This is a genomic window from Streptomyces sp. PKA51, assembly GCF_057552455.1.
Genome location: NZ_BAAJPZ010000008.1, coordinates 88,979 through 111,519 on the forward strand (window position 1 = coordinate 88,979; position 22,541 = coordinate 111,519).

19 protein-coding genes are annotated in these 22,541 nt (G+C 72.5%); 6 read left to right on the top strand and 13 right to left on the bottom strand.

The features are described 5' to 3' along the window. Positions 1-102 precede the first annotated feature (102 nt). Positions 103-336 carry a type II toxin-antitoxin system antitoxin gene (locus AC27L3_RS14855; protein ID WP_344436684.1) on the bottom strand — a complete coding sequence of 78 codons (234 nt, stop codon included), beginning with the start codon at positions 334-336 and terminating at the stop codon, positions 103-105. Beyond that, positions 333-1,277, bottom strand: a complete 945-nt coding sequence (locus AC27L3_RS14860; protein WP_487234491.1) for an SPFH domain-containing protein — start codon at positions 1,275-1,277, stop codon at positions 333-335. Before AC27L3_RS14860 ends, AC27L3_RS14855 begins: the two co-directional genes overlap by 4 nt. 241 nt (positions 1,278-1,518) lie before the next feature. Here AC27L3_RS14860 and AC27L3_RS14865 point away from each other — a divergent pair, with 241 nt between their 5' ends. Continuing rightward, on the top strand, positions 1,519-3,813 hold the full coding sequence (locus AC27L3_RS14865) for a transglycosylase domain-containing protein (protein ID WP_487234492.1): 2,295 nt from the start codon (positions 1,519-1,521) through the stop codon (positions 3,811-3,813). 67 nt (positions 3,814-3,880) lie between these two features. Here AC27L3_RS14865 and AC27L3_RS14870 read toward each other — a convergent pair whose 3' ends face one another. From AC27L3_RS14870 to AC27L3_RS14890, 5 genes are all read right to left on the bottom strand, one after another. Further along, on the bottom strand, positions 3,881-5,359 hold the full coding sequence (locus tag AC27L3_RS14870) for a catalase (RefSeq protein WP_487234493.1): 1,479 nt from the start codon (positions 5,357-5,359) through the stop codon (positions 3,881-3,883). Positions 5,360-5,462: 103 nt separating this feature from the next. Next, complete coding sequence (locus AC27L3_RS14875; RefSeq protein ID WP_487234619.1) at positions 5,463-7,370, bottom strand: SpoIIE family protein phosphatase; 1,908 nt, start codon at positions 7,368-7,370, stop codon at positions 5,463-5,465. 768 nt (positions 7,371-8,138) lie between these two features. Next, positions 8,139-8,813 (bottom strand): class I SAM-dependent DNA methyltransferase, encoded by a 675-nt coding sequence (locus AC27L3_RS14880; protein WP_365966786.1) that lies wholly within the window; start codon positions 8,811-8,813, stop codon positions 8,139-8,141. Continuing rightward, on the bottom strand, positions 8,810-9,601 hold the full coding sequence (fomD, locus tag AC27L3_RS14885) for a cytidylyl-2-hydroxypropylphosphonate hydrolase (RefSeq protein ID WP_487234494.1): 792 nt from the start codon (positions 9,599-9,601) through the stop codon (positions 8,810-8,812). Before fomD ends, AC27L3_RS14880 begins: the two co-directional genes overlap by 4 nt. A gap of 74 nt (positions 9,602-9,675) precedes the next feature. Then, a complete protein-coding gene (locus AC27L3_RS14890) occupies positions 9,676-11,070 on the bottom strand; it encodes a class II fumarate hydratase (RefSeq protein WP_487234495.1) in 1,395 nt (464 codons plus the stop codon). 107 nt (positions 11,071-11,177) lie between these two features. On the opposite strand from AC27L3_RS14890, the gene AC27L3_RS14895 reads away from it, so the two are divergent. Further along, positions 11,178-12,710, top strand: coding sequence for a ricin-type beta-trefoil lectin domain protein (locus tag AC27L3_RS14895; protein WP_487234496.1), 1,533 nt, complete (start codon positions 11,178-11,180; stop codon positions 12,708-12,710). Positions 12,711-12,761: 51 nt separating this feature from the next. Here the strand turns inward: AC27L3_RS14895 and AC27L3_RS14900 are convergent, their stop codons facing one another. Then, entirely contained in the window at positions 12,762-14,435 is a 1,674-nt protein-coding gene (locus AC27L3_RS14900) for a fumarate hydratase (RefSeq protein WP_487234497.1), read from the bottom strand. Positions 14,436-14,635: 200 nt separating this feature from the next. On the opposite strand from AC27L3_RS14900, the gene AC27L3_RS14905 reads away from it, so the two are divergent. Together AC27L3_RS14905 and AC27L3_RS14910 are read left to right on the top strand one after the other, a co-directional pair. Further along, positions 14,636-15,325 carry a DUF1707 SHOCT-like domain-containing protein gene (locus AC27L3_RS14905; RefSeq protein WP_487234498.1) on the top strand — a complete coding sequence of 230 codons (690 nt, stop codon included), beginning with the start codon at positions 14,636-14,638 and terminating at the stop codon, positions 15,323-15,325. Positions 15,326-15,497: 172 nt separating this feature from the next. After that, positions 15,498-15,854: a WhiB family transcriptional regulator gene (locus tag AC27L3_RS14910; protein WP_344436695.1), complete on the top strand. Its 357-nt coding sequence runs from the start codon at positions 15,498-15,500 to the stop codon at positions 15,852-15,854. A 99-nt stretch (positions 15,855-15,953) separates the two neighbouring features. On the opposite strand, the gene glpX is transcribed toward AC27L3_RS14910, so the two are convergent. After that, the gene (gene glpX / locus AC27L3_RS14915; protein ID WP_344436696.1) at positions 15,954-16,985 is read right to left on the bottom strand and encodes a class II fructose-bisphosphatase; all 1,032 of its coding nucleotides are present in this window, start codon (positions 16,983-16,985) and stop codon (positions 15,954-15,956) included. 189 nt (positions 16,986-17,174) lie between these two features. Here glpX and AC27L3_RS14920 point away from each other — a divergent pair, with 189 nt between their 5' ends. After that, on the top strand, positions 17,175-17,714 hold the full coding sequence (locus AC27L3_RS14920) for a DUF4245 domain-containing protein (protein ID WP_487234499.1): 540 nt from the start codon (positions 17,175-17,177) through the stop codon (positions 17,712-17,714). 49 nt (positions 17,715-17,763) lie between these two features. Here AC27L3_RS14920 and AC27L3_RS14925 read toward each other — a convergent pair whose 3' ends face one another. The 4 genes from AC27L3_RS14925 to AC27L3_RS14940 all read right to left on the bottom strand — a co-directional run bounded on the left by AC27L3_RS14925 (position 17,764) and on the right by AC27L3_RS14940 (position 21,459). Beyond that, positions 17,764-18,354 carry a malonic semialdehyde reductase gene (locus AC27L3_RS14925; protein ID WP_487234500.1) on the bottom strand — a complete coding sequence of 197 codons (591 nt, stop codon included), beginning with the start codon at positions 18,352-18,354 and terminating at the stop codon, positions 17,764-17,766. 131 nt (positions 18,355-18,485) lie between these two features. Next, on the bottom strand, positions 18,486-18,752 hold the full coding sequence (locus AC27L3_RS14930; RefSeq protein WP_487234501.1) for an exodeoxyribonuclease VII small subunit: 267 nt from the start codon (positions 18,750-18,752) through the stop codon (positions 18,486-18,488). 10 nt (positions 18,753-18,762) lie between these two features. Then, positions 18,763-20,022, bottom strand: a complete 1,260-nt coding sequence (gene xseA, locus AC27L3_RS14935) for an exodeoxyribonuclease VII large subunit (RefSeq protein WP_487234502.1) — start codon at positions 20,020-20,022, stop codon at positions 18,763-18,765. A gap of 96 nt (positions 20,023-20,118) precedes the next feature. Further along, on the bottom strand, positions 20,119-21,459 hold the full coding sequence (locus AC27L3_RS14940) for an APC family permease (protein ID WP_487234503.1): 1,341 nt from the start codon (positions 21,457-21,459) through the stop codon (positions 20,119-20,121). A 76-nt stretch (positions 21,460-21,535) separates the two neighbouring features. On the opposite strand from AC27L3_RS14940, the gene AC27L3_RS14945 reads away from it, so the two are divergent. Beyond that, a complete protein-coding gene (locus AC27L3_RS14945) occupies positions 21,536-22,540 on the top strand; it encodes a 4-hydroxy-3-methylbut-2-enyl diphosphate reductase (protein WP_487234504.1) in 1,005 nt (334 codons plus the stop codon). The last annotated feature ends 1 nt before the right edge of the window (position 22,541 follow it).

Consider the following 22,541-nt stretch of genomic DNA (forward strand, 5'->3'; position numbering starts at 1 on the left):
TACATGATGTGTATAGCCGGGCCGCGAATCGCCGGACGGGCCGACCTGCCGGCCCGTCCGGCGATGGGGACAGGAATGGGGACAGGGATGGGAACAGAGGGGTCAGGAATCCTTCGGCGGACGCCCGCGGCGGCGGATGGCGGAGACGTCCGAGGGCAGGCGGCCCGCCTCGTGCAGGGCCTTGCGCAGCAGGAACTCGATCTGCGCGTTCGCGCTGCGCAGCTCGTCCGCCGCCCACCGGGTCAGCGCGTCGTGCACCTGCGGGTCCAGCCGCAGCAGCACCTGTTTGCGCTGCTGCGGCCTGCGCGGTGCGGCTCCCGCACCCTCCTCCGTCACTGGTAGAGGGTGCCGGTGTTCAGGACGGGCTGGGCGGCCCGGTCACCGCACAGCACCACCATCAGGTTGCTCACCATGGCCGCCTTCCTCTCCTCGTCCAGGGCGACGATGTCCTGCTCCATGATCCGCTCCAGGGCCATCTCGACCATGCCCACCGCGCCCTCGACGATCATTTTGCGGGCCGCGACGACCGCGCCGGCCTGCTGGCGCTGGAGCATCGCCGAGGCGATCTCGGGGGCGTACGCGAGGTGGGTGAAGCGCGACTCGATGATGCGCACGCCGGCGGCCTCGACGCGGGCGTGCAGTTCGATCGCCAGCTTCTCGGTGATCTCCTCCGCGTTGCCGCGCAGGGACAGCGCGTCCTCGTCGTGCGCGTCATAGGGGTACTCGATGGCGATGTGCCGCACGGCCGCCTCGGTCTGGGTGGCCACGAACTCCTGGAAGTCCTCCACCTCGAACATCGCCTGCGCGGTGTCCTCGACCCGCCACACCACGACCGCGGCGAGCTCGATGGGGTTGCCGTACGCGTCGTTGACCTTCAGTACGGCCGTCTCGTGGTTGCGCACCCGGGTGGACAGGGAGCGCCGGCTGGTGAAGGGGTTCACCCAGCGCAGGCCCTCGGTGCGGATGGTGCCGCGGTAGCGGCCGAAGAGCTGGACGACCTGGGCCTCGCCCGGCGCGATGGTGTTCAGGCCCGCCATGGCGATGAAGGCGCAGACGCCGACGGTGATGCCCACGGCGATGAGGGCGACGGTCACCCCGTCCGGGACGTGCGAGCTGGTGACCCCGCCGGCGACGACGAGGCCGATGCCGACCAGCAGGCCGATCAGGCCGAGCAGGAGTGCGAGCCCGCCGCCTATGTCATTGGCGGGCTTCTCCGTCACGCGCGGGCGGTCGGCGAAGGGCGGAACGCCGGGGCCGGCGTCGGGCGTCTCGGACATGGGAGGTCCCCCGGTTCGGTCGGTGCCGTGCACCCTCGTGCACTGCCTATCAAAGTGATAGCACATTAACACTGATGATCGCTCCTGTACGGTTTCCCGCGCGACTCCGTACCGGGTTCCCGCCGCCCGGGGTGCTGTATGTCACGTCCGTTATTGCCGTGATCGATGGGCGTTTGGTGGCAGTTGCGGTGTTAGCTTCATGAGCTGGGTTGGGGGCGGACGGACTGGAGCTACAGGAGAAATGGGCCGAGCTGAAGCGCGACGAGCGCAGAAGAAGGGCGGCCGCCCGGCACGGGGCGGCGGGAAACCCAGAAAGACCGGCATACGCCGGTTCTTCACCTGGAAGTTGCTGCTGGCCTACTTCGTGGGCCTGATCGGCCTCGCCGCCGGTGCGTTCTACGCGCTCTACCTGTACGTGGACGTGCCCGGCGAAGGAAACAAGGCCGCGCAGGCGCAGAGCAACGTCTACAAGAACCAGAAGGGCGAGATCATCGCCCGCCTCGGCGAGGTCAACCGCGAGGAGGTGCCCCTCTCCAAGGTCCCCAAGGACGTCCAGAACGCGGTCGTCGCGGCCGAGAACAAGAACTTCTGGACCGACCCCGGCGTCGACCTCAAGGGCACCGCGCGCGGCATCCTCAACACCGTCATGGGCCGCGGCAAGCAGGGTGGCTCCACCATCACCCAGCAGTACGTCAAGAACTACTACCTGGACCAGCGCCAGACCGTCACCCGCAAGGTGAAGGAACTGATCATCTCGCTGAAGGTCCAGGACCAGAAGCCCAAGACCGAGATCCTCGCGGGCTACCTGAACACCAGTTACTTCGGCCGCAACGCCTCCGGCATCCAGGCGGCCTCCCGCGCGTACTACGGCAAGGACGTCGACAAGCTCAGCCTGGAGGAGGGCGCCTACCTCGCCGCGCTGCTCCAGGCACCGAGCCAGTACGACTGGGGGACGGCCACCGACGCCGGCAAGCGCAACGTCGAGGCGCGCTGGAACTACGTGCTCGACAAGATGGTCGAGCAGAAGTGGCTCGACCCCGAGAAGCGCAAGGCGATGCAGTTCAAGCCGCCGGGCCAGCCCAAGCCCCCGGCCGGCCTCACCGGCCAGAACGGCTACCTCGTCCAGGCCGCGCGCCAGGAGATGATCCGCGAGCTCAAGCGCCAGGGCCGCCCGGAGAGCGACTTCGCCGCCGGCGGCTGGACGATCACGCTGAGCATCGACCCGAAGAAGCAGGCCGCGCTCGAGAAGGCGATGAAGAACCAGCTTCTCGACGACCTGGACCCGAAGGCCCGCGAGGTCGACGGCCACGTCCAGCCGGGCGCCGTCTCCGTCGACGCCAAGACCGGTCACATCGTGGCCCTCTACGGCGGCCAGGACTTCCTCAAGCACCAGCTCAGCAACGCCACGCGCAGCGACTACCAGCCCGCGTCGACGTTCAAGCCGCTGATCCTGGCCTCGGCCCTGCAGAACGAGTCGAAGACCCAGAGCGGGCAGCCGATCACGCCGTCGACCACCTACGACGGCACCAACAAGCGTCCGGTCGTGGGTCCGGGCGGCGACGGCTTCGCCCCGGAGAACGAGGACCAGTACTCCGAGCCGGCGATCAACGTCCAGATGGCGATGAACAAGTCGGTCAACACGGTCTTCGCGCAGATGGCCGTCGACGTCGGCCTGTCGAAGGTCAAGAAGACCGCCGTCGACCTCGGCATGAAGGGCGACTTCGAAGAGGTCCCCTCCATGTCGCTGGGTTCCATGGGCGCCAGCCCGCTGGAGATGGCGGGCGTCTACGCCACCCTCGACAACCACGGCAAGAAGGTCACGCCCAGCATCATCAAGTCCGTGTCCTGGAAGGGCGAGAACTACAAGCTCCCCAACCCGGCCGGCGACGAGCGCGTGGTCTCCCGCAACACCGCCGACGGCGTCACCTCCGTCATGACCGGCGTGGTCGAGGACGGTACCGCCAGCCGGGTCGCCAGCGGCCGCTACCAGGTCGCCGGCAAGACCGGTACCTCCGACGACGACAAGTCGGCCTGGTTCACCGCCTACACCCCCGGCCTGGTCACCTCCGTCGGTCTGTTCGGCGAGGGCCCGGGCGGCAAGCAGGTCACCCTGCAGGACACGGGCGGCAACGGCCGCGTCAACGGTGGTTCCTACCCCGCGAAGATCTGGGCCGCCTACACCTCCGCCGTCTTCGACGACGAGGACGACGACGCCAAGTTCGACCTGGAGACGCAGGACAAGTACGTGCCGCCGGCCGCCGTCCCGTCCGGCAAGCCCTCCGGCAGCGCCTCTCCCGGCGCTTCGAAGTCCCCCTCGGGCACGCCCTCCGGCTCCCGCTCCCCGTCCGGCTCGCCCTCGGGCACGCCGTCCGGCTCGCGGTCGCCGTCCACCGGGCCGTCGCACCACACCCCGCCCATCCCGCCGACGAGCCCGTCGACGGGCACCTCGACCAAGCCCACGAACAGCGGGGGCACGGGTGGAGGGCAGGACACCCGGCCCAACGGCGGGGTGAACCCGCCCCCGCCGTCGTTCTGATCCACGGCGGTGTGAACGCAGCAGCCGGCCGTCCTCCCCTCCCGGGGGAGGACGGCCGGCTGCTTTGTCATCCGCCGTCGACCCTGGTGGCGATCCGGTCGCCCGTCTCCTTGTCGATGTTGCGCCAGTACTGGAGGGCGCGGGAGAGGACGGGCCCGCTCAGGCCCGCCTTCAGGTGGCCCGCCACGTTGTCGACCAGGCGCGCGCGGGCGGCGTCGTCCAGGACCTGGCGGACCAGCGTGCCGGCCTGGCCGAAGTCGTCGTCCTCGCGGTGCAGCCGGTACGCCTCGCGCACCATCTCGCCGGCCGCCGCCCAGCCGGCGATGCCGCCGAAGCGGGTGGTGTCGGCGGCGGGGCCCCCGTAGGAGTTGGGCGCGTACGGGCGGGCGGTGCGGGACGGCTCGTAGCGCATGGCGCCGTCCTTGGCGTAGGAGTTCACCGGTGCCTGCGGACGGTTCGGCGGCAGCTGGGCGTAGTTGGGGCCGATGCGGTAGCGGTGGGTGTCCGGGTAGGAGAAGAGCCGGCCCAGCAGCATCTTGTCCGGGGAGGGGCCGATGCCGGGCACCAGGTTGGAGGGCTCGAAGGCGGCCTGCTCGATGTGGACGAAGTAGTCCTCGGGGTTGCGGTCGAGGGTGAGCCGGCCGACCTCGATCAGCGGGTAGTCGCCGTGCGGCCACACCTTGGTGAGGTCGAAGGGGTTGAAGCGGTAGTCCGCGGCGTCCTCGAACGGCATCACCTGCACGGACATCGTCCAGCTCGGGGCGTCGCCGCGGGCGATGGAGTCGAACAGGTCGCGGCGGTGGAAGTCGGCGTCCTCGCCGGCCAGGCGGTCGGCGTCGGCCTGGGTGAGGAACTCGATGCCCTGGTCGGTCCTGATGTGGTACTTGATCCAGAACCGCTCCCCGCCCCCATTGATCCACATATAGGTGTGGGAGCCGTAGCCGTTCATGTGGCGCCAGGTCCGCGGGATGCCGCGGTCGCCCATCAGCCAGGTGACCTGGTGCGCCGACTCGGGCGAGAGGGTCCAGAAGTCCCACTGCATGTCGTGGTCGCGCAGGCCGCTGTCGGGGCGGCGCTTCTGCGAGCGGATGAAGTCCTGGAACTTGATCGGGTCGCGCACGAAGAACACGGGGGTGTTGTTGCCCACCAGGTCGTAGTTGCCCTCGCGGGTGTAGAACTTCAGCGCGAAGCCGCGCGGGTCGCGCCAGGTGTCGGGCGAGCCCTGCTCGCCGGCCACGGTCGAGAAGCGGGCCAGCACCTGCGTGCGGCCGCCCGGCCGGAAGACGTCGGCCTTGGTGAAGGCGCTGACGTCGTTGGTCACCTCGAAGTGCCCGTACGCGCCGCCGCCCTTGGCGTGGACCACCCGCTCGGGGATCCGCTCGCGGTTGAACTGGGCCATCTTCTCGATGAGGTAGTGATCCTGGAGCAGGATGGGGCCGGTGTCGCCGATGGTGAGGGAGTGCTCGTCGCTCTCCACCGGGATACCGACGTTGTCCGTGGTGTACGGGGCCTGGGTGTGCGGGGTGCTCTGCGCCGAATCGGCCATGGGACGCCTCCCGAACGAGGAACGGGCGGGGGCGGAGGGAAGCCGCCCCTCGACCGGGCCAGTCAAGCGCGCCGACACCGCGTCGGCAACAGTGCCCCCACGGTCAGCGGGCGCGCGACGGCAGCGCCAGCTCGAACCACACCACCTTCCCCGTGCTGAGCCGCGTGGCACCCCAGCGCCGGGCCATCCTGTTGACCAGGTACAGCCCCCGGCCGCCCTCGTCCGACGGCCGCGCCTGCCGCAGCCGCGGCAGCTGCGGCACGTCGTCGCCGACCTCGCAGCGCAGCACGTCCGTGCGCAGCAGCCGCAGCGTTATCGGACGCTCGGCATACCGCACGGCGTTGGTGATCACCTCGCTGACCAGCAGCTCCACCCCGTCCGTGAGCTCCTCCAGATCCCACCGGGCCAGCGCCCTGCGGGCCAGGCGGCGCGCCTCGCGCGGCGTCTGCGGGCGCGGATCGAGGAACCAGTACGCCACGTCGCTCGGCGCGATGCCCTCGAAACGGGCCGCCAGCAGCGCGATGTCGTCGTCCCGGTCCCCCGGGCCCAGCATGCCCAGCACCTCGTCGCACAACGGCTCCAGCGGCGGCGGATTGGGGCCCGTCAGACGCGCGGTCTCGATGAGCCGCTCGCGCAGCTGCTCTATCCCCGTCCACACGTCCCGCATCCGGGACTCCACCAGACCGTCGGTGTACAGCAGCAGCGTCGCCCCGGCCGGCGCGTCCAGCTCCACCGCCTCGAAGTCCACCCCGCCCACGCCGATCGGCGCACCCGGCGGCACCCGCAGCACCTCCGCCCGGCCGCCGCGGTGCAGCAGCACCGGCGGCGGATGCCCGGCGTTCGCGATCACGATGCGGTGCGCGACCGGGTCGTACACCGCGTACAGGCACGTCGCCATCCGGTCGCTGCCCAGGCGCTGCGCCTGCTCGTCGAGATGGTGCAGCACCTCCTGCGGGGGCAGGTCCAGGCCCGCCAGGGTCTGCGCGGTCGTCCGCAGCTGACCCATGATCGCCGCGGACGTCATCGAGTGCCCCATGACATCGCCGACGACGAGCGCCACGCGGTTGCCGGGCAGCGGGATCGCGTCGTACCAGTCGCCGCCGACCCGGGCCGTCTCCGCCGCCGGCAGATAGCGGCTGGCCAGCCGCACGCCCGTCGGCTGCGGCAGCGAATCCGGCAGCATCGTGCGCTGCAGCTCGTCGGCGATGTACACCTCGCGGCCGTACAGGACGGCCTTGTCCACGCCCAGCGCCGTGTGCGTCGCCAGCTGCGCCGCCACCAGGAGGTCGTCGCCCTCGAACGGCGGCCGGTCCAGGCGGCGGACGAACACCGCCGCGCCGATCACCCGACGCCGGCCGCGCAACGGCGCCAGGATCGTACGGTGGCGATCCGGCACGTGCCGGCCCTCGCCGAGCAGTTCGGGCAGCGCCGCCCGCGCGGCCGAGGAGTCCCCGAACACCGGCCGGACACCCCGCAGCACCTCCGCGAGCGGCCCGCCTATGCGCACCTCGCAGCGCTCCGCGGCCGTCTCCGTCAACTCCGGGCCCGGATCCGGACTCTCCTGCGCACTGTCGGGCAACCGGTCCGTGCGGCGCAACCGCAGCACCACCGGACCCACGGGCCGCTCGTCGCCGACCGGCAGCGGATCACGGAGATAGACCAGGATCGCGTCCGCGAACGTGGGCACGGTCGCCCGGCACAGCCCCAGCACGATCTCGTCCAGATCGATGCCACGGGCGATACGGCGGGTCGCGGCGCCCACGAAACGCAGCCGCTCGCCGCCGCCGGAGGCGCCGGCCGCAGTCTGCGCCAGCCCCGCCGTGCCCGGCCCGCCCGTGCCGCCGCTGCCGTGACCGGCGGCGTCCCCGGTGCCCCCGGCACCGCCGCCACCGCCGGCGGACACCGTGCCGTCGCGGCTGCCGCGCGCGTCCCCGGCCCGCTGCCGGCCGCCCCGGGCCCGGGGCCGGGCGTGCCCGTCCCCGTCCCTGTCCCCGTCGTCCACGACGGGCACGTGCGCCGCGCCGCACTCGGCCGGCTCCTGACCGGACCCCTCCATGCGCATCCCGCCCCCGACCCGCACGGCCGGCGCCTTGCGCCGGCGGCTGCGCCGCGGGGTGTCCGCGGCGGGCCGGGCCCGCTCGCCGTCGCCGGTGGGTATCTCCCGTCGGACGGGAGTAATTGACGTGCTGTCAGCCCGCCGCCCGCGCCCCCGCCGCCCCCGCCGCCCCGCGGGGGCGGCGACGGCGTCCGTGGCGGGCGCCGCGGCCGTGCCGTCCGCCCCGCCCGGGGCGGCACCGCTCTCCGGACGCCCCGTCAACTGCCGCGCCCGGGTGGCACCGGCGCCACGCGTCTGGCGCGGCACCCGGCCGCTGGAGGCGTTGTCCGCCCGACGTGGCGCAGGGGTTGCAGGGTTGTCGTCGCGGACAGGGGTGGTGCCCGTGCGGCGCGCCTGGCGCGGCACGCGGCCGGTGGTCGCGTTGTCCGCCGGGCGTGGCGTACGGGCCGCGGGGGCGCCCGCGGCCGCGGCGCCGGGCGGCGTGCCGGTGCCGCCCGCCTGGCGCGGTACGCGGCCGGTGGGGGCGGTCTCCTCGTGGCCCGTCGGGCGCGGCGCGCGGGTCGCACCCGGCTCGCCGCCGTACGGGGCCGCCGTGGCGTCGGGGCGTGCGGGGGTGGCCGCCGGCCGGGGGGCGGGGCGGCGTCTGCCGTGGGAGTTGGGGTGCTCCGTCACGCGTGGGGTTCCATCCGTCGGGGCCGTGCACCCGGCTGGGGCACACGGGGTTCAGGCGCGGCGCAGGTCGAGGAAGATCTGGATCTCGGGTGGGACGTCCGTACTGGCCGGGGCGTACGCCAGCGCGTTCTCGCCGGCGATGTCGAATCCCGCGTCGCGCACGACCTGCCGCAAGTCGTCCCGCAGGTAACCGGATACCCGGATCGTGTTGCCCAGGAACGGCATGGCGTAGTCGTCGACGTCGGCCTCGACCATCGACAGGGCCAGCAGTCCCCCGGGTCTGAGGAGGTCGTGCAGCATCCGCAGCGCGTGCGGGATCTCCGCGCGCGGCAGCATCAGCAGGGAGAAGAAGGCGGCGATGCCGTCGAAGGTGCCCAGGTGCCCGTCGCGCAGCCCGGCGAGGTCACCGAGGTGGAAGGTGGCGTCCGGGACGTTGGCGCGGGCGAGGTCGAGCATGCCGGGGGACAGGTCGATGCCGACGACCTCGTGCCCGGCGTCCGCCAGCTGGCGTGCGGTCGGCAGACCGGTGCCGCAGCCGACGTCCAGGACGCGGGAGCCGGGCGGCAGGGTGGTGGCCAGCCAGGCGCCGGAGGCGAGCTGGCCGTCCTTGTGCGGGAATGCCTCGTCGTAGCGGTCGCCGATGGCGTCGAACGCCTCGGCCTGGCCGCTGCGGTCCAGCCCTAAGCGGGCGTAGCCGTCGTAGTCCCGCCGACCGTCAGCGCTCACGGTTGTGCCCCTCCCATAGCTGTGCCGGTACCGCGGAGGCTGATCCTACGATCGTCGCGCGGGGAGTCGGCAAGCGGTTCCGGCCCTGATTCACACCCGGGTTCGCGGTGGGCCGTGGGCGGGCGGTCCCAGTCGGCGGGCAGGGCGGGCACGGGCCAGGCGGGGTCGGGCCGCCAGTCGGGCCAGCCGGCGGCGAAGGGGGCGCCCCAGGATTCGATGAGGCCGACGGCGGCGCGCCCGGCGGCCCGTACGCGCTCGGCGCGTTCGGCGGTCATGAGGCCGACGAGCTGGGCCTGGGCGAATTCGTCCTCGTCCTTCCACTCCCAGCTGCGGTCGGGGTGGACGGAGATGTCGAGGAAGTGGTCCTCGGAGTCGACGCCGCCGGCCCAGCGGGCGAGGGGCTCCTCGAGGTTGACGTACCAGTTGCGAAAGTGCCAGCCCGGGTCCCAGAAGAGCCAGACGGACCAGGGCTCGCCGGGCCGGGCGAGCTTGAGCACGCCCGGCCCGAACCAGCGGGTGACGGTGGTGGTGCGGGGCTTGGTGTAGCGGGTGGCCAGCGGCTCCCGGTGGACGGGCGTGCCGTCGGCGAGGAGCGGTTTGACGCAGTCGGTGCCGGGGGCCATCCAGACGGCGAGCAGGTCGGGGGAGTCCTCCACGACGGTGACGGGCCGGCAGATGTGCACCTGGCCGCTGCGGTTGTCGCGGTAGCGCCACAGGATCTGGTCGCCGGGCGCCCAGGTGCCGTCGCCGGTGGTTCCCGTCGTGTCGTCCGTGGTCTGCGCTGCCATGCACAGATCTTAGGTGCCCGGGCCACCGATGTGCCGTGACCTGCGCCGCAAAGGTACGGTCCAGGCGCGTTGGCTCAGGGGCGGGTCATGCGCAGCACGTCGAGGGCCTCGTCGAGCTGCTCCAGGGTGAGCAGTCCGCGCTCGACGTAGCCGGATTCGAGGACGACCTGCCGGATCGTCCTGCGCTCCGCAAGGGCCTTCTTGGCCACCTTCGCCGCCTCCTCGTAGCCGATGTAGCGGTTGAGGGGGGTGACGACGGACGGGGAGGACTCGGCGTACTCGCGGGCCCGCTCGGCGTTGGCGGTGATGCCGTCGACCGTGCGGTCGGCCAGCAGGCGGGAGGCGTTGGCGAGGAGCCGGATCGACTCCAGGAGGTTCCTGGCCATCACCGGCAGCATCACGTTGAGCTCGAAGTTGCCGGCGGCGCCGGCCGTGGCGACGGTGAGGTCGTTGCCGGTGACCTGGGCGGCGACCATGAGCACGGCCTCGCAGACGACCGGGTTGACCTTGCCGGGCATGATCGAGGAGCCGGGTTGCAGGTCGGGCAGGGCGATCTCGGCGAGCCCGGTGCGCGGGCCGGAGCCCATCCAGCGCAGGTCGTTGGCGATCTTGGTGAGGCCGACGGCGACGGTGCGCAGCTGCCCGCTGGCCTCCACCAGGCCGTCGCGCGCTCCCTGCGCCTCGAAGTGGTTGCGCGCCTCGGTCAGCGGCAGCCCGGTGACCCGGGCGACCTCGGCGATGACGGCCGGCGAGAAGCCGGGCGGGGTGTTGATGCCGGTGCCCACGGCCGTGCCGCCGAGCGGCAGTTCGGCCAGGCGCGGCAGCGCGGTGCGCAGCCGCTCGACGCCGTGGCGCACCTGGGCCGCGTACCCGCCGAACTCCTGCCCCAGGGTCACCGGGGTGGCGTCCATCAGGTGGGTGCGCCCGGCCTTGACGACGTCCGCGAACTGCGTCGCCTTGCGCTCCAGCGCCGCCGCCAGGTGCTCCAGTGCCGGGATCAGGTCCCGTGTGACGGCGGCGGTGGCGGCGATGTGGATCGAGGAGGGGAAGACGTCGTTGGAGGACTGGCTCGCGTTGACGTGGTCGTTGGGGTGCACCGGGCGGCCGAGCCGCTCCGTGGCCAGGGTGGCGACGACCTCGTTGACGTTCATGTTGGACGACGTGCCCGAGCCGGTCTGGAAGACGTCGACGGGGAAGTGGTCGTCCCAGCGGCCCTCGGCGACCTCGCCGGCCGCCTCGGCGACGGCCGCGGCCACGTCGGCCTCCAGCACCCCCAGCTCGCCGTTGACCTTCGCGGCCGCCGCCTTGATGCGGCCGAGCGCCTCGATGTGGGCGCGTTCCAGCCGCTGTCCGCTGATGGGGAAGTTCTCCACGGCGCGCTGGGTCTGGGCCCGCCACTTGGCGTGGGCGGGAACGCGGACCTCCCCCATCGAGTCGTGCTCGATCCGGAACTGGCCACTGTCGGTCATGGTCGTTACCTCCTGACAAACCCAGCGTTTGTCTCGTTCCCCGTGTTCCCAAAAGGCCCTCGTGACTACTAAATACCGCGAGTAACAACAGAACTCGGGGAGGCTCCATGTCCCGGACACGCAGACCCACCCTGCGATGTTCCCTCGCCGCGCTCGCCGCCCTCGCGGCGGCGGTCGGCGGACTGTCCGTCGGCGGCCCGGCCGCGGCCGCCGCCGCGCCCCGCACCACCACCGCGTCCACCCCCCTCGCCCCCGACCTCGAAAGGCTCCGCGCGGCGGAGTCCGTCAAGCTCTACGGCGACGCCGCCGAACGGCCCATGGACCAGCGCAAGACCTCGCTGCTCTCCCTGGGTGACAGCGAGATCTCCGGCGAGGGCGTCGGGACGTACGAGAGCGGCACCGACGGCCCGGACAACTGGTGCCACCGCTCGCCCGACGCCGCCATCCACCGCACCGGCATACCCGCCGACCTCACGTACAACGTGGCCTGTTCCGGCGCCTCCACCGTCAACATCCGCATCGGCGGCAGCAAGCAGTACGCCGACGAGCTCGTCCAGAGCGACGCCCTGGCCGTCAAGGCCCGCACCACGCGCGTCAAGCTCGTGCTCCTGGTCGCCGGCGCCAACGACGACCTGCAGTTCGGCCCCGTGATGACCGACTGCGTCGAGCGCTACCTGCTGCTGCAGGGCCCCTGCGAGCCCAAGTACGCCCCCGGCTGGCAGGCCCGCGTCGACGGCCTGGTGCCCAAGGTCGAGGCGACCGTACGGGACCTGCGCAAGGTCATGACGGACGCCGGCTACGCCGACGGCGACTACAAACTCGTCGTCATGGGCTACCCCAGCCCCATCGGGCCCGACATCGAGGACAACCCCGACTTCCCCGGCAAGATCCCCGGCGGCTGCGTCGGCCACACCTCCGACGCCGCCTGGGGCCGCAACCACGCGGTGCCCGCCTTCGAACGCGGCATGCGCCAGGTCGCCCGGGACACCGGCGTGTACTTCCTCGACAACTCCCGCCTCTTCCACGGGCACGAGGTGTGCATGGAGGACCCCTGGGCGCGCGGGCTGTGGATCGAGCTGTCCAACCCCTTCCCGCCGGACGCCAACTCCGTACGGCAGTCCTTCCACCCCAACCGGCGCGGCCACGGCGCCTTCGCGTCCTGCCTCACCCAGCTGTACACGTCCGGCCACCGCGAGGCCGGCTGCGCCGACCCCGCCAGCACGGGCACGCCGCAGCTGTACGCGGGCGCGTGGGACGACGCGTACCGGCCGCTGCGCGGCGAAGCGGCGGGCACCTGCGTGGACGCGTACGGCGCCGCCAGCGCCGACGGCACCGCGGTGGGCGGCTGGCCCTGCACGACCGGAGCCCGCAACCAGCAGTGGTGGTACGACGCCGGGCGCGGCTCCCTGCACACGGCACTCACGCACGACCGGTGCGTGGACGTCCCCGGCGGCCGGTACACGGCCGGGGCGGCGGTGACCCTGTGGAACTGCCACGGTGGTGCGAACCAGCAGTTCGTGCGGGCGGGCTCGACGTTCCGCCCGACGGCGGCGCAGGACCTGTGCCTGACGCTGGCGGGCGCGAAGGAGCCGGTGCGCCTGCAGAAGTGCGACGGCTCGGGCGCGCAGCGCTTCGCGTAACCCCGCGTGATGCGGGGGTCCGGGGCCTGGCCCCCGGACCCCCGCCGGTGACTACTTGCGCACCGGGATCGTCATGAACGTCGGGGCCGGCGCCGGGTCCGTGAAGAAGTCGTTGCCCTTGTCGTCCACGACGATGAACGCCGGGAAGTCCTCGACCTCGATCTTCCAGACCGCCTCCATGCCGAGCTCCTCGTACTCGACGACCTCGACCTTCTTGATGCAGTCCTGCGCCAGGCGCGCCGCCGGGCCGCCGATCGAGCCGAGGTAGAAGCCGCCGTGGGCGGCGCACGCGTCGGTGACCTGCTTGCTGCGGTTGCCCTTGGCGAGCATGATCTTCGAGCCGCCCGCGGCCTGGAACTGCTCGACGTAGGAGTCCATGCGGCCGGCCGTCGTCGGGCCGAAGGAGCCCGAGGCGTAGCCCTCGGGGGTCTTGGCCGGGCCCGCGTAGTAGACCGGGTGGTCGCGAAGGTACTGCGGCATCTCCTCGCCCGCGTCCAGCCGCTCCTTGATCTTCGCGTGGGCGATGTCGCGCGCGACGACCAGCGGGCCGGTCAGCGAGAGCCGGGTCTTGACGGGGTACTTGGTGAGCTCGGCGAGGATCTCGTCCATCGGCCGGTTGAGGTCGATGCGCACGACGTCGCCCTCCTCGGCCAGCTGCTCCTCGGTGGTGTCGGGCAGGAAGCGCGCCGGGTCGGTCTCCAGCTGCTCCAGGAAGACGCCCTCGGCGGTGATCTTCGCGACGGCCTGGCGGTCGGCGGAGCAGGAGACCGCGATGGCCACCGGGCAGGACGCGCCGTGGCGCGGCAGGCGCACGACGCGGACGTCGTGGCAGAAGTACTTGCCGCCGAACTGGGCGCCGATGCCGATCTTCTGCGTGAGCTCGAAGACCTTCTCCTCCAGCTCCTTGTCGCGGAAGCCGTGGCCGAGCGGGGAGCCCTCCTCCGGCAGCTCGTCGAGGTAGTGCGCGGAGGCGTACTTCGCGGTCTTCAGCGCGTACTCGGCGCTGGTGCCGCCGACGACGATCGCCAGGTGGTACGGCGGGCAGGCGGCCGTGCCCAGCGAGCGGATCTTCTCCTCCAGGAACTTCATCATGCTCGCCTCGTTGAGCACGGCCTTCGTCTCCTGGTAGAGGAAGGACTTGTTGGCCGAGCCGCCGCCCTTGGCCATGAAGAGGAACTTGTAGGCGCCGCCGTCGGTGGCGTACAGCTCGATCTGCGCCGGCAGGTTGGAGCCGGTGTTCTTCTCGTCCCACATGGTCAGCGGGGCCATCTGCGAGTAGCGCAGGTTGAGCTCGGTGTAGGCGTCGAAGATGCCGCGGGAGAGGGCCTTCTCGTCCTCGCCCTCGGTCAGCACGTTCTGGCCGCGCTTGCCCATGACGATCGCGGTACCGGTGTCCTGGCACATGGGCAGGACGCCGGCGGCGGCGATGTTGGCGTTCTTGAGCAGGTCCAGCGCGACGAACTTGTCGTTGGCGGACGCCTCGGGGTCGTCGATGATCTTCCGCAGCTGCGCGAGGTGCGCGGGCCGCAGGAAGTGCTGGATGTCGTGGATGGCCTCGGCGGCGAGCTTGCGCAGCGCCTCCGGCTCGACCTTGAGGAAGGTGCGGCCGTCCGCCTCGAAGGTGGACACGCCCTCGGCGGTCACCAGGCGGTACGGCGTGGTGTCCTCGCCCAGGGGCAGCAGGTCGGTGTACGCAAACTCTGAGTTCGCTGACTTCGCGGGCATCGCGGCGGCCATTCCTCACTCGGCAGACGGCTGTGCGCCGACGTCTTCGGCAGCGCTGAAACAGCCTAAAACCCCCGGAGGTGCCGACGCAGGTGAGGTAGGACTCACTTGGTGGTCGCGGGGGCGGTCACGGGGGCGGTCACGGGGGTGGCCGATCCTCCTGCTATCGCGATCTATCGCGTATCGCTACTCTGAGGAACGTGGACGACTCATCCCCCGAGCGCGTGTCGCTCACCAAGCAGCCCGGACCGCCCGGACAGGGCGCACCGCCCGCGCTGCGCGCCTCCGACGCCGACCGCGACCGGGTCGCCGGCATCCTGCGCGAGGCGCTCGCCGAGGGCCGGCTGACGGCCGAGGAGCACTCCGAGCGCGTCGGCGCGGTCTACGGCGCGAAGACGCACGCGGAGCTGGAGCCGCTGGTGCACGACCTGCCCGGCGGCCGGGAGGCCGCCCGGGCCCCCGCGGCCGCGGGGCCCGTCGCCACGCGCCCGTACGACGCCTCCGTACGCCCCGTCGTGGCGCCGGCCGAGAATCTCGTCGCCGTCTTCGGCGGCGCCAGTCGCAAGGGCCGCTGGCGGGTGGGTGCGCGCACGAATGCCGTCGCGGTGTTCGGCGGTGTGGAGGTGGACCTCACGGAGGCGCTGTTCGAGCACCGGCAGGTCGTCATCAACGCCTGGTGCGCCTTCGGCGGCGTGGAAATCAAGGTGCCCGAGAATGTGACCCTGCGCGGCTCCGGAACCGGCATCTTCGGCGGCTTCGAGGTGCGGGCCAACGAGTCCCCCGACCCGGACGCGCCGATGGTGATCGTCACGGGATTCGCCCTCTTCGGCGGCGTGGAGGCGCGGCCCCGGCGGGGCAAGCGGATCAAGCGGCTGAGCCGGGAGGGGTGACGGGGCAGGCGAGGATATTCCGCTCATGGCAACGGTGTGAATAAGCTCGCGCACAGCGGGTAAAGCTTGGTGCATCGCCTCTCGGACGGCTGCGGGTGCGAAGGGCCGTGCGCGTCGAGGCGGGCAAAGGTGACTCAAATCGGCCAAGCAAAGCCGTCGTCAGGAGTAGACCGTGCTGCTACCGCATCAGCCCCTGCAGGAAGCCGCCGTTCCGTCCCAGCGGATTTCCGCTCGGGAACAGGCCGGCCCCTGGCATTCGGAGGCGGTGTGCCGCCGGGACGAGGCAGGGCTTTTCTTCGCACCATCAAAGGAACCCACCGCTGCCCGGCTTTCCCGCGAGGAGGCCGCCAAGCGCGTCTGTGCCCGGTGCCCGGTCATGGTCGAGTGCCGGGAGCACGCGCTGTTGCAGCCCGAGCCGTACGGGGTGTGGGGCGGGCTCACCGCGGCCGAGCGCCGGGTCGTGCTCGCCCGGCGCCGCCGCCGGGACGCCGACCTCCAGCGCGCCGCACGGGTGGCCGCCGCGGGCTGACGCCGCGCTCTTTGGCCGCCTGTCGTCTCCACCACGGGCCGGGCCCCGCCGTTCGACGGCGGGGCCCGGCCCGTTGGGTGCGCAGGGAGCGCCGCTGCGTCAGCTGGGGCGCTCGAAGTCGATGGTGCTGTAGGCGCGCAGCTTCGACAGCCGGTGCTCGGAGTCGATCAGGCGGATCGTGCCCGACTTCGAGCGCATGACCAGCGACTGGGTGGTCGCCGTCTCGGAGCGGTAGCGCACGCCGCGCAGCAGCTCGCCGTCGGTGATGCCGGTGGCGACGAAGAACACGTTCTCCCCGCTGACCAGGTCGTCCGTGTGCAGGACGCGGTCGAGGTCGTGACCGGCGTCCAGCGCCCGCTGCCGCTCCTCGGCGTCCTTCGGCCACAGCTTGGCCTGGATCGTGCCGCCCAGGCACTTCATCGCGCAGGCCGCGATGATGCCCTCCGGCGTGCCGCCGACACCGAGCAGCAGGTCGACGCCGGTGCCCTCGCGGGCCGCCATGATCGCGCCGGCCACGTCGCCGTCGGAGATGAACTTGATGCGGGCGCCGGCCTCGCGGATCTCCTTGACCAGGCCCTCGTGCCGGGGGCGGTCCAGGACGACGACCGTGACGTCCTCGACGGAGGAGCGCTTGGCCTTGGCGATGCGGCGGATGTTCACCGCGACGGGCGCGTCGATGTCGACGAAGTCGGCCGCCTCCGGGCCCGTCACCAGCTTGTCCATGTAGAAGACCGCGGACGGGTCGAACATCGTGCCCCGCTCGGCGACGGCCAGCACGGAGACCGCGTTGGCCATGCCCTTGGCGGTCAGCGTGGTGCCGTCGACCGGGTCCACGGCCACGTCGCACTCGGCGCCGGTGCCGTCGCCGACCCGCTCGCCGTTGTAGAGCATCGGGGCGTTGTCCTTCTCGCCCTCGCCGATGACCACGACGCCGTTCATGGAGACGGTGTGGATCAGCGCGCGCATGGCCCGGACGGCCGCGCCGTCGGCGCCGTTCTTGTCACCGCGGCCCACCCAGCGGCCCGAGGCCATGGCACCGGCCTCGGTGACACGGACGAGCTCCAGCGCGAGGTTGCGGTCGGGTGCCTCCGGACTGACCTCGAGCTGGGAGGGCAGGTGGTGATCGGACATCGGGGCGCACCTTTCTGTACGGCGGCTCTGTACGGCGGCGGCCGTGGGGCTCCTCCCGGGCCACGGGTGGGCCGGGAGGGTGAGGGTGTCATGACTTTATCGGTTGATTGCCTAAGTGAGCAGGGCGCCCCACGTTTGAGCAGTCAGGTCGGCGTCAAGATCCCTCGCGGCATGGGGGACGATGGGGGCGTGGCAGGTAGGAACGGCAAGACCCAGACCATCCGGAACATGGTGCTGTCGCTGGCAGTGGTGATCCCGGTGGCCGTACTCAGTTACCTCTTCATCCCGCACGACGAGAGCGGCGACCCGGTGCGCACCATCGGCTACCGCGTCGAGCTCGACACCGCGCGCCGCGCCGCGCCCTACCCGGTGGCCGCCCCCGAGGGCCTGGGCGAGGGCTGGCGGGCGACGTCCGTGTCGTACAAGGCGGGCGGCAAGCAGGGCTCCGCGTGGCACCTGGGCTTCCTCGACCCGCAGCGCAAGTACGTGGCGGTCGAGCAGAGCGACGGCCCGGCCCCGGCCTTCGTCGACGAGGTGACGCAGCGCGCCGAGAGGACCGGCCGCACCGAGAAGATCGGCGACGTGGTCTGGCAGCGCTACGAGGGGCCGAAGTACAACGCGCTGGTGCGCGAGGAGCCGGGCGTGACCACCGTGGTGACCGGCAGCGCCCCGCAGGAGCGGCTCATGGAAATGGCCGCCGCGCTGCGCACCGGGAAGGCCAAGGGCTGACCCGGGGCGCGCGCACGGCGGCCGGAAGGAGCTGCTGACTGCAGGAGCGTCAGACGGTGGTGACGGCCTGCTCGTAGGACAGGCGCGGGGAGCGCGGGTAGAAGGCGTCCGCGCCCGGCTTGCCGATGTTGACGATCATCAGCGGCGTGTGGTCGTCGTCCAGGAACTCCTTCTGCACGGCCGCGAAGTCGAAGCCGGTCATCGGGCCGGCGGCCAGGCCGGCGGCGCGGATGCCGAGGATGAAGTACGCGGCCTGCAGGGCGCCGTTCATCGCGGCGGACTGCTCGCGGACCGGGCGCTCGCTGAAGAACAGCTCCTTGGCCTGCGGGAAGTGCGGCAGCAGGGCCGGCAGCTCCTCGTGGAACTCGTTGTCCGCGGCGAGGATGGCCACCAGCGGCGCGGCCGCGGTCTTGGCCTGGTTGCCCTCGGCCATCAGCGGCACCAGGCGCTCGCGGGCCTCGGCCGAGCGGACCAGCACGATGCGCAGCGGCGACTGGTTGAAGGCGGTGGGGGCGAGCTTGATCAGGTCGTAGACGGCCTGCAGCTGCTCGTCGGTCACCGGCTCGTCGGTGAAGGTGTTGGCGGTGTGGGCCTCGCGGAACAGCAGGTCCTGGGCGGCGGCGTCGAGGGCGAGGGTCATGGCGGTGCAACCTTCCAAAAGCGGTACGGAGTGCGGCTTTGCCGACTCGCCCAACGTACGCCGAGATAGATGAATTTTCAACTAACTCGGGAGCTGGTGAGACCCGGGTCACATCGCCATGCGCGCATACGTCAGTCGGACTCCGCCGGCTCCTCCGCCGCCTCGGCCGCCTCCTCCTGCGCCAGCGCCGCGTCCAGCCGCGCCCGCGCCCCCTCCAGCCAGCGCCGGCACACCTTCGCCAGCGCCTCGCCCCGCTCCCACAGGGCCAGCGACTCCTCCAGCGTCGTGCCGCCCGCCTCCAGCCGGCGCACCACCTCGATCAGCTCGTCGCGCGCCTGCTCGTAGCCCAGCGCATCGAGATCGTCCACGGCCCCACCGGCACCAGTCGTCGTCGCCATGCCCACCAGCCTATGCGGGGGGTACGACAGCGCCCGGCCCCGCGGCCGCAGGCGCGTCGGCCCCCGCCACGGCCTCCACCGCGAACTCGCCCTCCGCCACCCGTGCCCGCAGCCGCTCCTGCGGCGCCACTTCCTCCGGCGAGCGCACCACGTGCCCGTCCGCACGCTGCAGCACCGCGTACCCCCGGCGCAGCGTCGCCGCCGGCGAGAGCGCCACCACCCGGGCCCGGGTGTGCCCCAGCTCCGACTCCGCCCGGTCCAGCAGGTGGCCCAGCGTGCGCCGGGCCCGCGCCGTCAGCGCGTCCACCTGCTCCGCACGCTCCTCCACCATCCGCTGCGGCCGCTCCATGCACGGCCGCGCCCGCGCCGCCGCCAGCCCCCGCTCCTCCCGGTCCAGGTGCGCCGTCACACAGCGCAGCGCCCTCTCCCGCAGCTGACGCACCCGCGCCAGCTCCTCGCCCACGTCGGGCACCACGCGCTTCGCCGCGTCCGTGGGCGTCGAGGCCCGCAGGTCGGCCACCAGGTCCAGCAGCGGCGTGTCCGGCTCGTGGCCGATGGCCGACACCACCGGCGTACGGCAGGCGGCCACCGCCCGCACGAGCTCCTCGTCCGAGAACGGCAGCAGATCCTCCACGCTGCCGCCACCGCGCGCCACGACGATCACGTCCACCTCGGCGTGCGCGTCCAGCTCCCGCACGGCCTCGACCACGGCGGGCACGGCGTGCACCCCCTGCACCGGCACGTTGCGCACCTCGAAGCGCACCGCCGGCCAGCGGTGCCGCGCGTTCTCCAGCACGTCCCGCTCGGCGGCGGACGCCCGGCCGCACACCAGGCCGATCAGCTGCGGCAGGAAAGGCAGCGGCCGCTTGCGCTCGGGCGCGAACAGACCCTCCGCGGCCAGGGACTTCTTCAGCTGCTCCAACCGCGCCAGCAGCTCGCCCACCCCCACCGGACGGATCTCCGCCGCCCGCAGCGACAGCTGCCCCCGCGGGGCGTACCACTCCGGCTTCGCGTGCACGACCACCCGGGCGCCCTCGGAGACGACGTCCGCGACCCGGTCGAAGACGGCCCGGTAACAGGTGACGGTCAGCGAGATGTCGTGCGAGGGGTCGCGCAGCGTCAGGAACACCACGCCGGCGCCCGGACGCCGGGAGAGCTGGGTGATCTGCCCCTCGACCCAGATGGCGCCCAGCCGGTCGATCCACCCGCCGATGAGGCGACTGACCTGGCCGACGGGGAGCGGGGCGTCGGGGGAGGTGTGCACAGCCATGGGGCGAGCGTAGTGGGGAGGGCTGACAGGGGTGCGGGTCGCGGGTGGTGCGCCTGCGGCGGGCCGGGCCCCGGTCCCGCCGGCCGGACGGTGCCCTCACCCCGGCGCCGAGCGCCACTGGAGGGCCAGCACCACGAGGCCCACCGCGAGCCAGGCCACGCCGACAAGTTGTGCCGTCGACGCCGCGTTCGCCAGCACCGCCAGCACCACCCCCAGCCCGCACACCGGCACCACCGCCCCCCGTCCCCGGAACCACGCCAGGACCGACAGGTGCAGCAGCGCGAACGCGCACAGCGCGCCCACGTTGACCACGGACACCAGCCGGTCGAGGCCGTCCGGGCGCCACGCCGCCCACACCGCCGCGATCAGCGTGACCGCGGCCGCGCCCAGCAGCGCCCGCCGGGGGACGCCCGAACCGCCGTCCACCTTCGCCAGCGCCCGGGGCAGGCGCCGGTCGCGCGCCATCGCGTACAGCAGGCGCCCGGCCGCCGCCTGCCCGGCCAGGGCGGCGAACGCCGCGCCGAGAGCCTTGCTCGCCGCCACCAGGTGGTGCAGCCACGTGCCCGTGGCCGCGTCGACCGTGTCGTAGAAGGCCGCTCCCTGCCGGGCCGGCCGTGCCGCCAGTTCGGCGGGCGGGACGGGGGCCAGCAGGGCGGCCAGGTAGGTCTGGACGACGAAGAGCACGCCCGCGACTGCCAGGCACGTGAGCACGGCCCGGGCGACCTTGTGCGAGCCGCCCGCGGCCTCTTCCGCGAAGGTGGCGATCGCGTCGAAGCCCAGGTACGAGAGCACCGCCACCGACACGGCCGTCAGCACGGCGCCCGCATCGAAGGCGCCCTCCCCCGTGAGCGGCGCGAGCCAGTCGCGGCGCGCCCCGCCCTGCGCCAGGGCGACCGCGGCGGCCGCCACGAAGACGGCGAGGACGGCGATCTCCATGGCCAGGACCAGCAGGCCCACGCGGGCCGCCGTGCGGACGCCCCACAGGTTGAGCCCGGTGGTCACCGCGACGGCGATCGCCGTCCACGCCCACTGCGCGACCGCGGGCAGAAGGGCGTGCAGGGCGATGCCGGAGAAGAGATAGGCGACGGCGGGGATGAGCAGGTAGTCGAGCATCGCCATCCAGCCGGCCACGAAGCCGGGCCCCTCGCCGAGCCCGAGCCGGGCGTACGCGTACACCGAGCCGGCCTGCGGGGCGACCCGCACCATGCGGGCGTACGAGTGCGCCGTGAAGGCCATGGCCAGGGTCGCGACGAGGTAGACCAGCGCCACCGCGCCGTGGGACTTGGCCGACAGCGTGCCGAAGACGCCGACCGGCGCCATGGGCGCGATGAACAGCAGCCCGTAGACGACCAGGTCGCGGAAGGACAGGGACCGGCGCAGCGACTCGTCCCCGTGCGGCGGCGGCACGGCGGCACGCGGGGCGGAGCGAGGGGCCATGGGGTCAGTATTCGGTGCGGCCGGCGGGCGGCCGGGCGGGGCACGCCGGTGGGTGGGGGCCCGTACGATGGACCGCATGACTGCCACCTCCGCCCGCAAGGTCCTGCTCGCAGCCCCCCGTGGCTACTGCGCGGGCGTGGACCGTGCCGTCATCGCCGTCGAGAAGGCCCTCGAGCAGTACGGCGCGCCCGTCTACGTGCGGCACGAGATCGTGCACAACAAGTACGTCGTCAAGACGCTGGAGAAGAAGGGTGCGATCTTCGTCGACGAGACGTTCGAGGTGCCCGAGGGCAACATCGTCATCTTCTCGGCGCACGGCGTGGCCCCGACCGTCCACGAGGAGGCCGCGCGCGGCAAGCTGGCCACCATCGACGCCACGTGCCCCCTGGTGACCAAGGTGCACAAGGAGGCCGTCCGCTTCGCCAAGGAGGACTACGACATCCTCCTGATCGGCCACGAGGGCCACGAGGAGGTCATCGGCACCTCCGGCGAGGCCCCCGAGCACATCCAGCTCGTCGACGGCCCCAAGGACGTGGCGAACGTCGAGATCCGCGACCCGGAGAAGGTCGTGTGGCTCTCCCAGACCACGCTGTCGGTCGACGAGACCATGGAGACCGTCGACGCGCTCAAGGAGCGCTTCCCGCTGCTGCAGTCGCCGCCCAGCGACGACATCTGCTACGCCACGCAGAACCGCCAGCTGGCCGTGAAGCAGATGGGCGCCGAGGCCGACCTCGTCATCGTCGTCGGCTCGCGCAACTCCTCCAACTCCAAGCGCCTGGTCGAGGTGGCCCTCGGCGCCGGCGCCCGCGACGCCCACCTGGTGGACTTCGCCGAGGAGATCGACGAGGCGTGGCTGGAGGGCGTGAACACCGTCGGCGTCACCTCCGGCGCCTCCGTCCCGGAGATCCTCGTCGACGGCGTCCTGGAGTGGCTCGCCCGGCGCGGCTACGAGGACGTCGAGACGATCAAGGCCGCCGAGGAGTCGATCACCTTCTCGCTCCCCAAGGAGCTCCGGCGCGACCTGCGGGCCGAGGCCGCGACCCTGGTCGCCCCCGCCGAGGACACCCCGTCCGAGGGGTGAC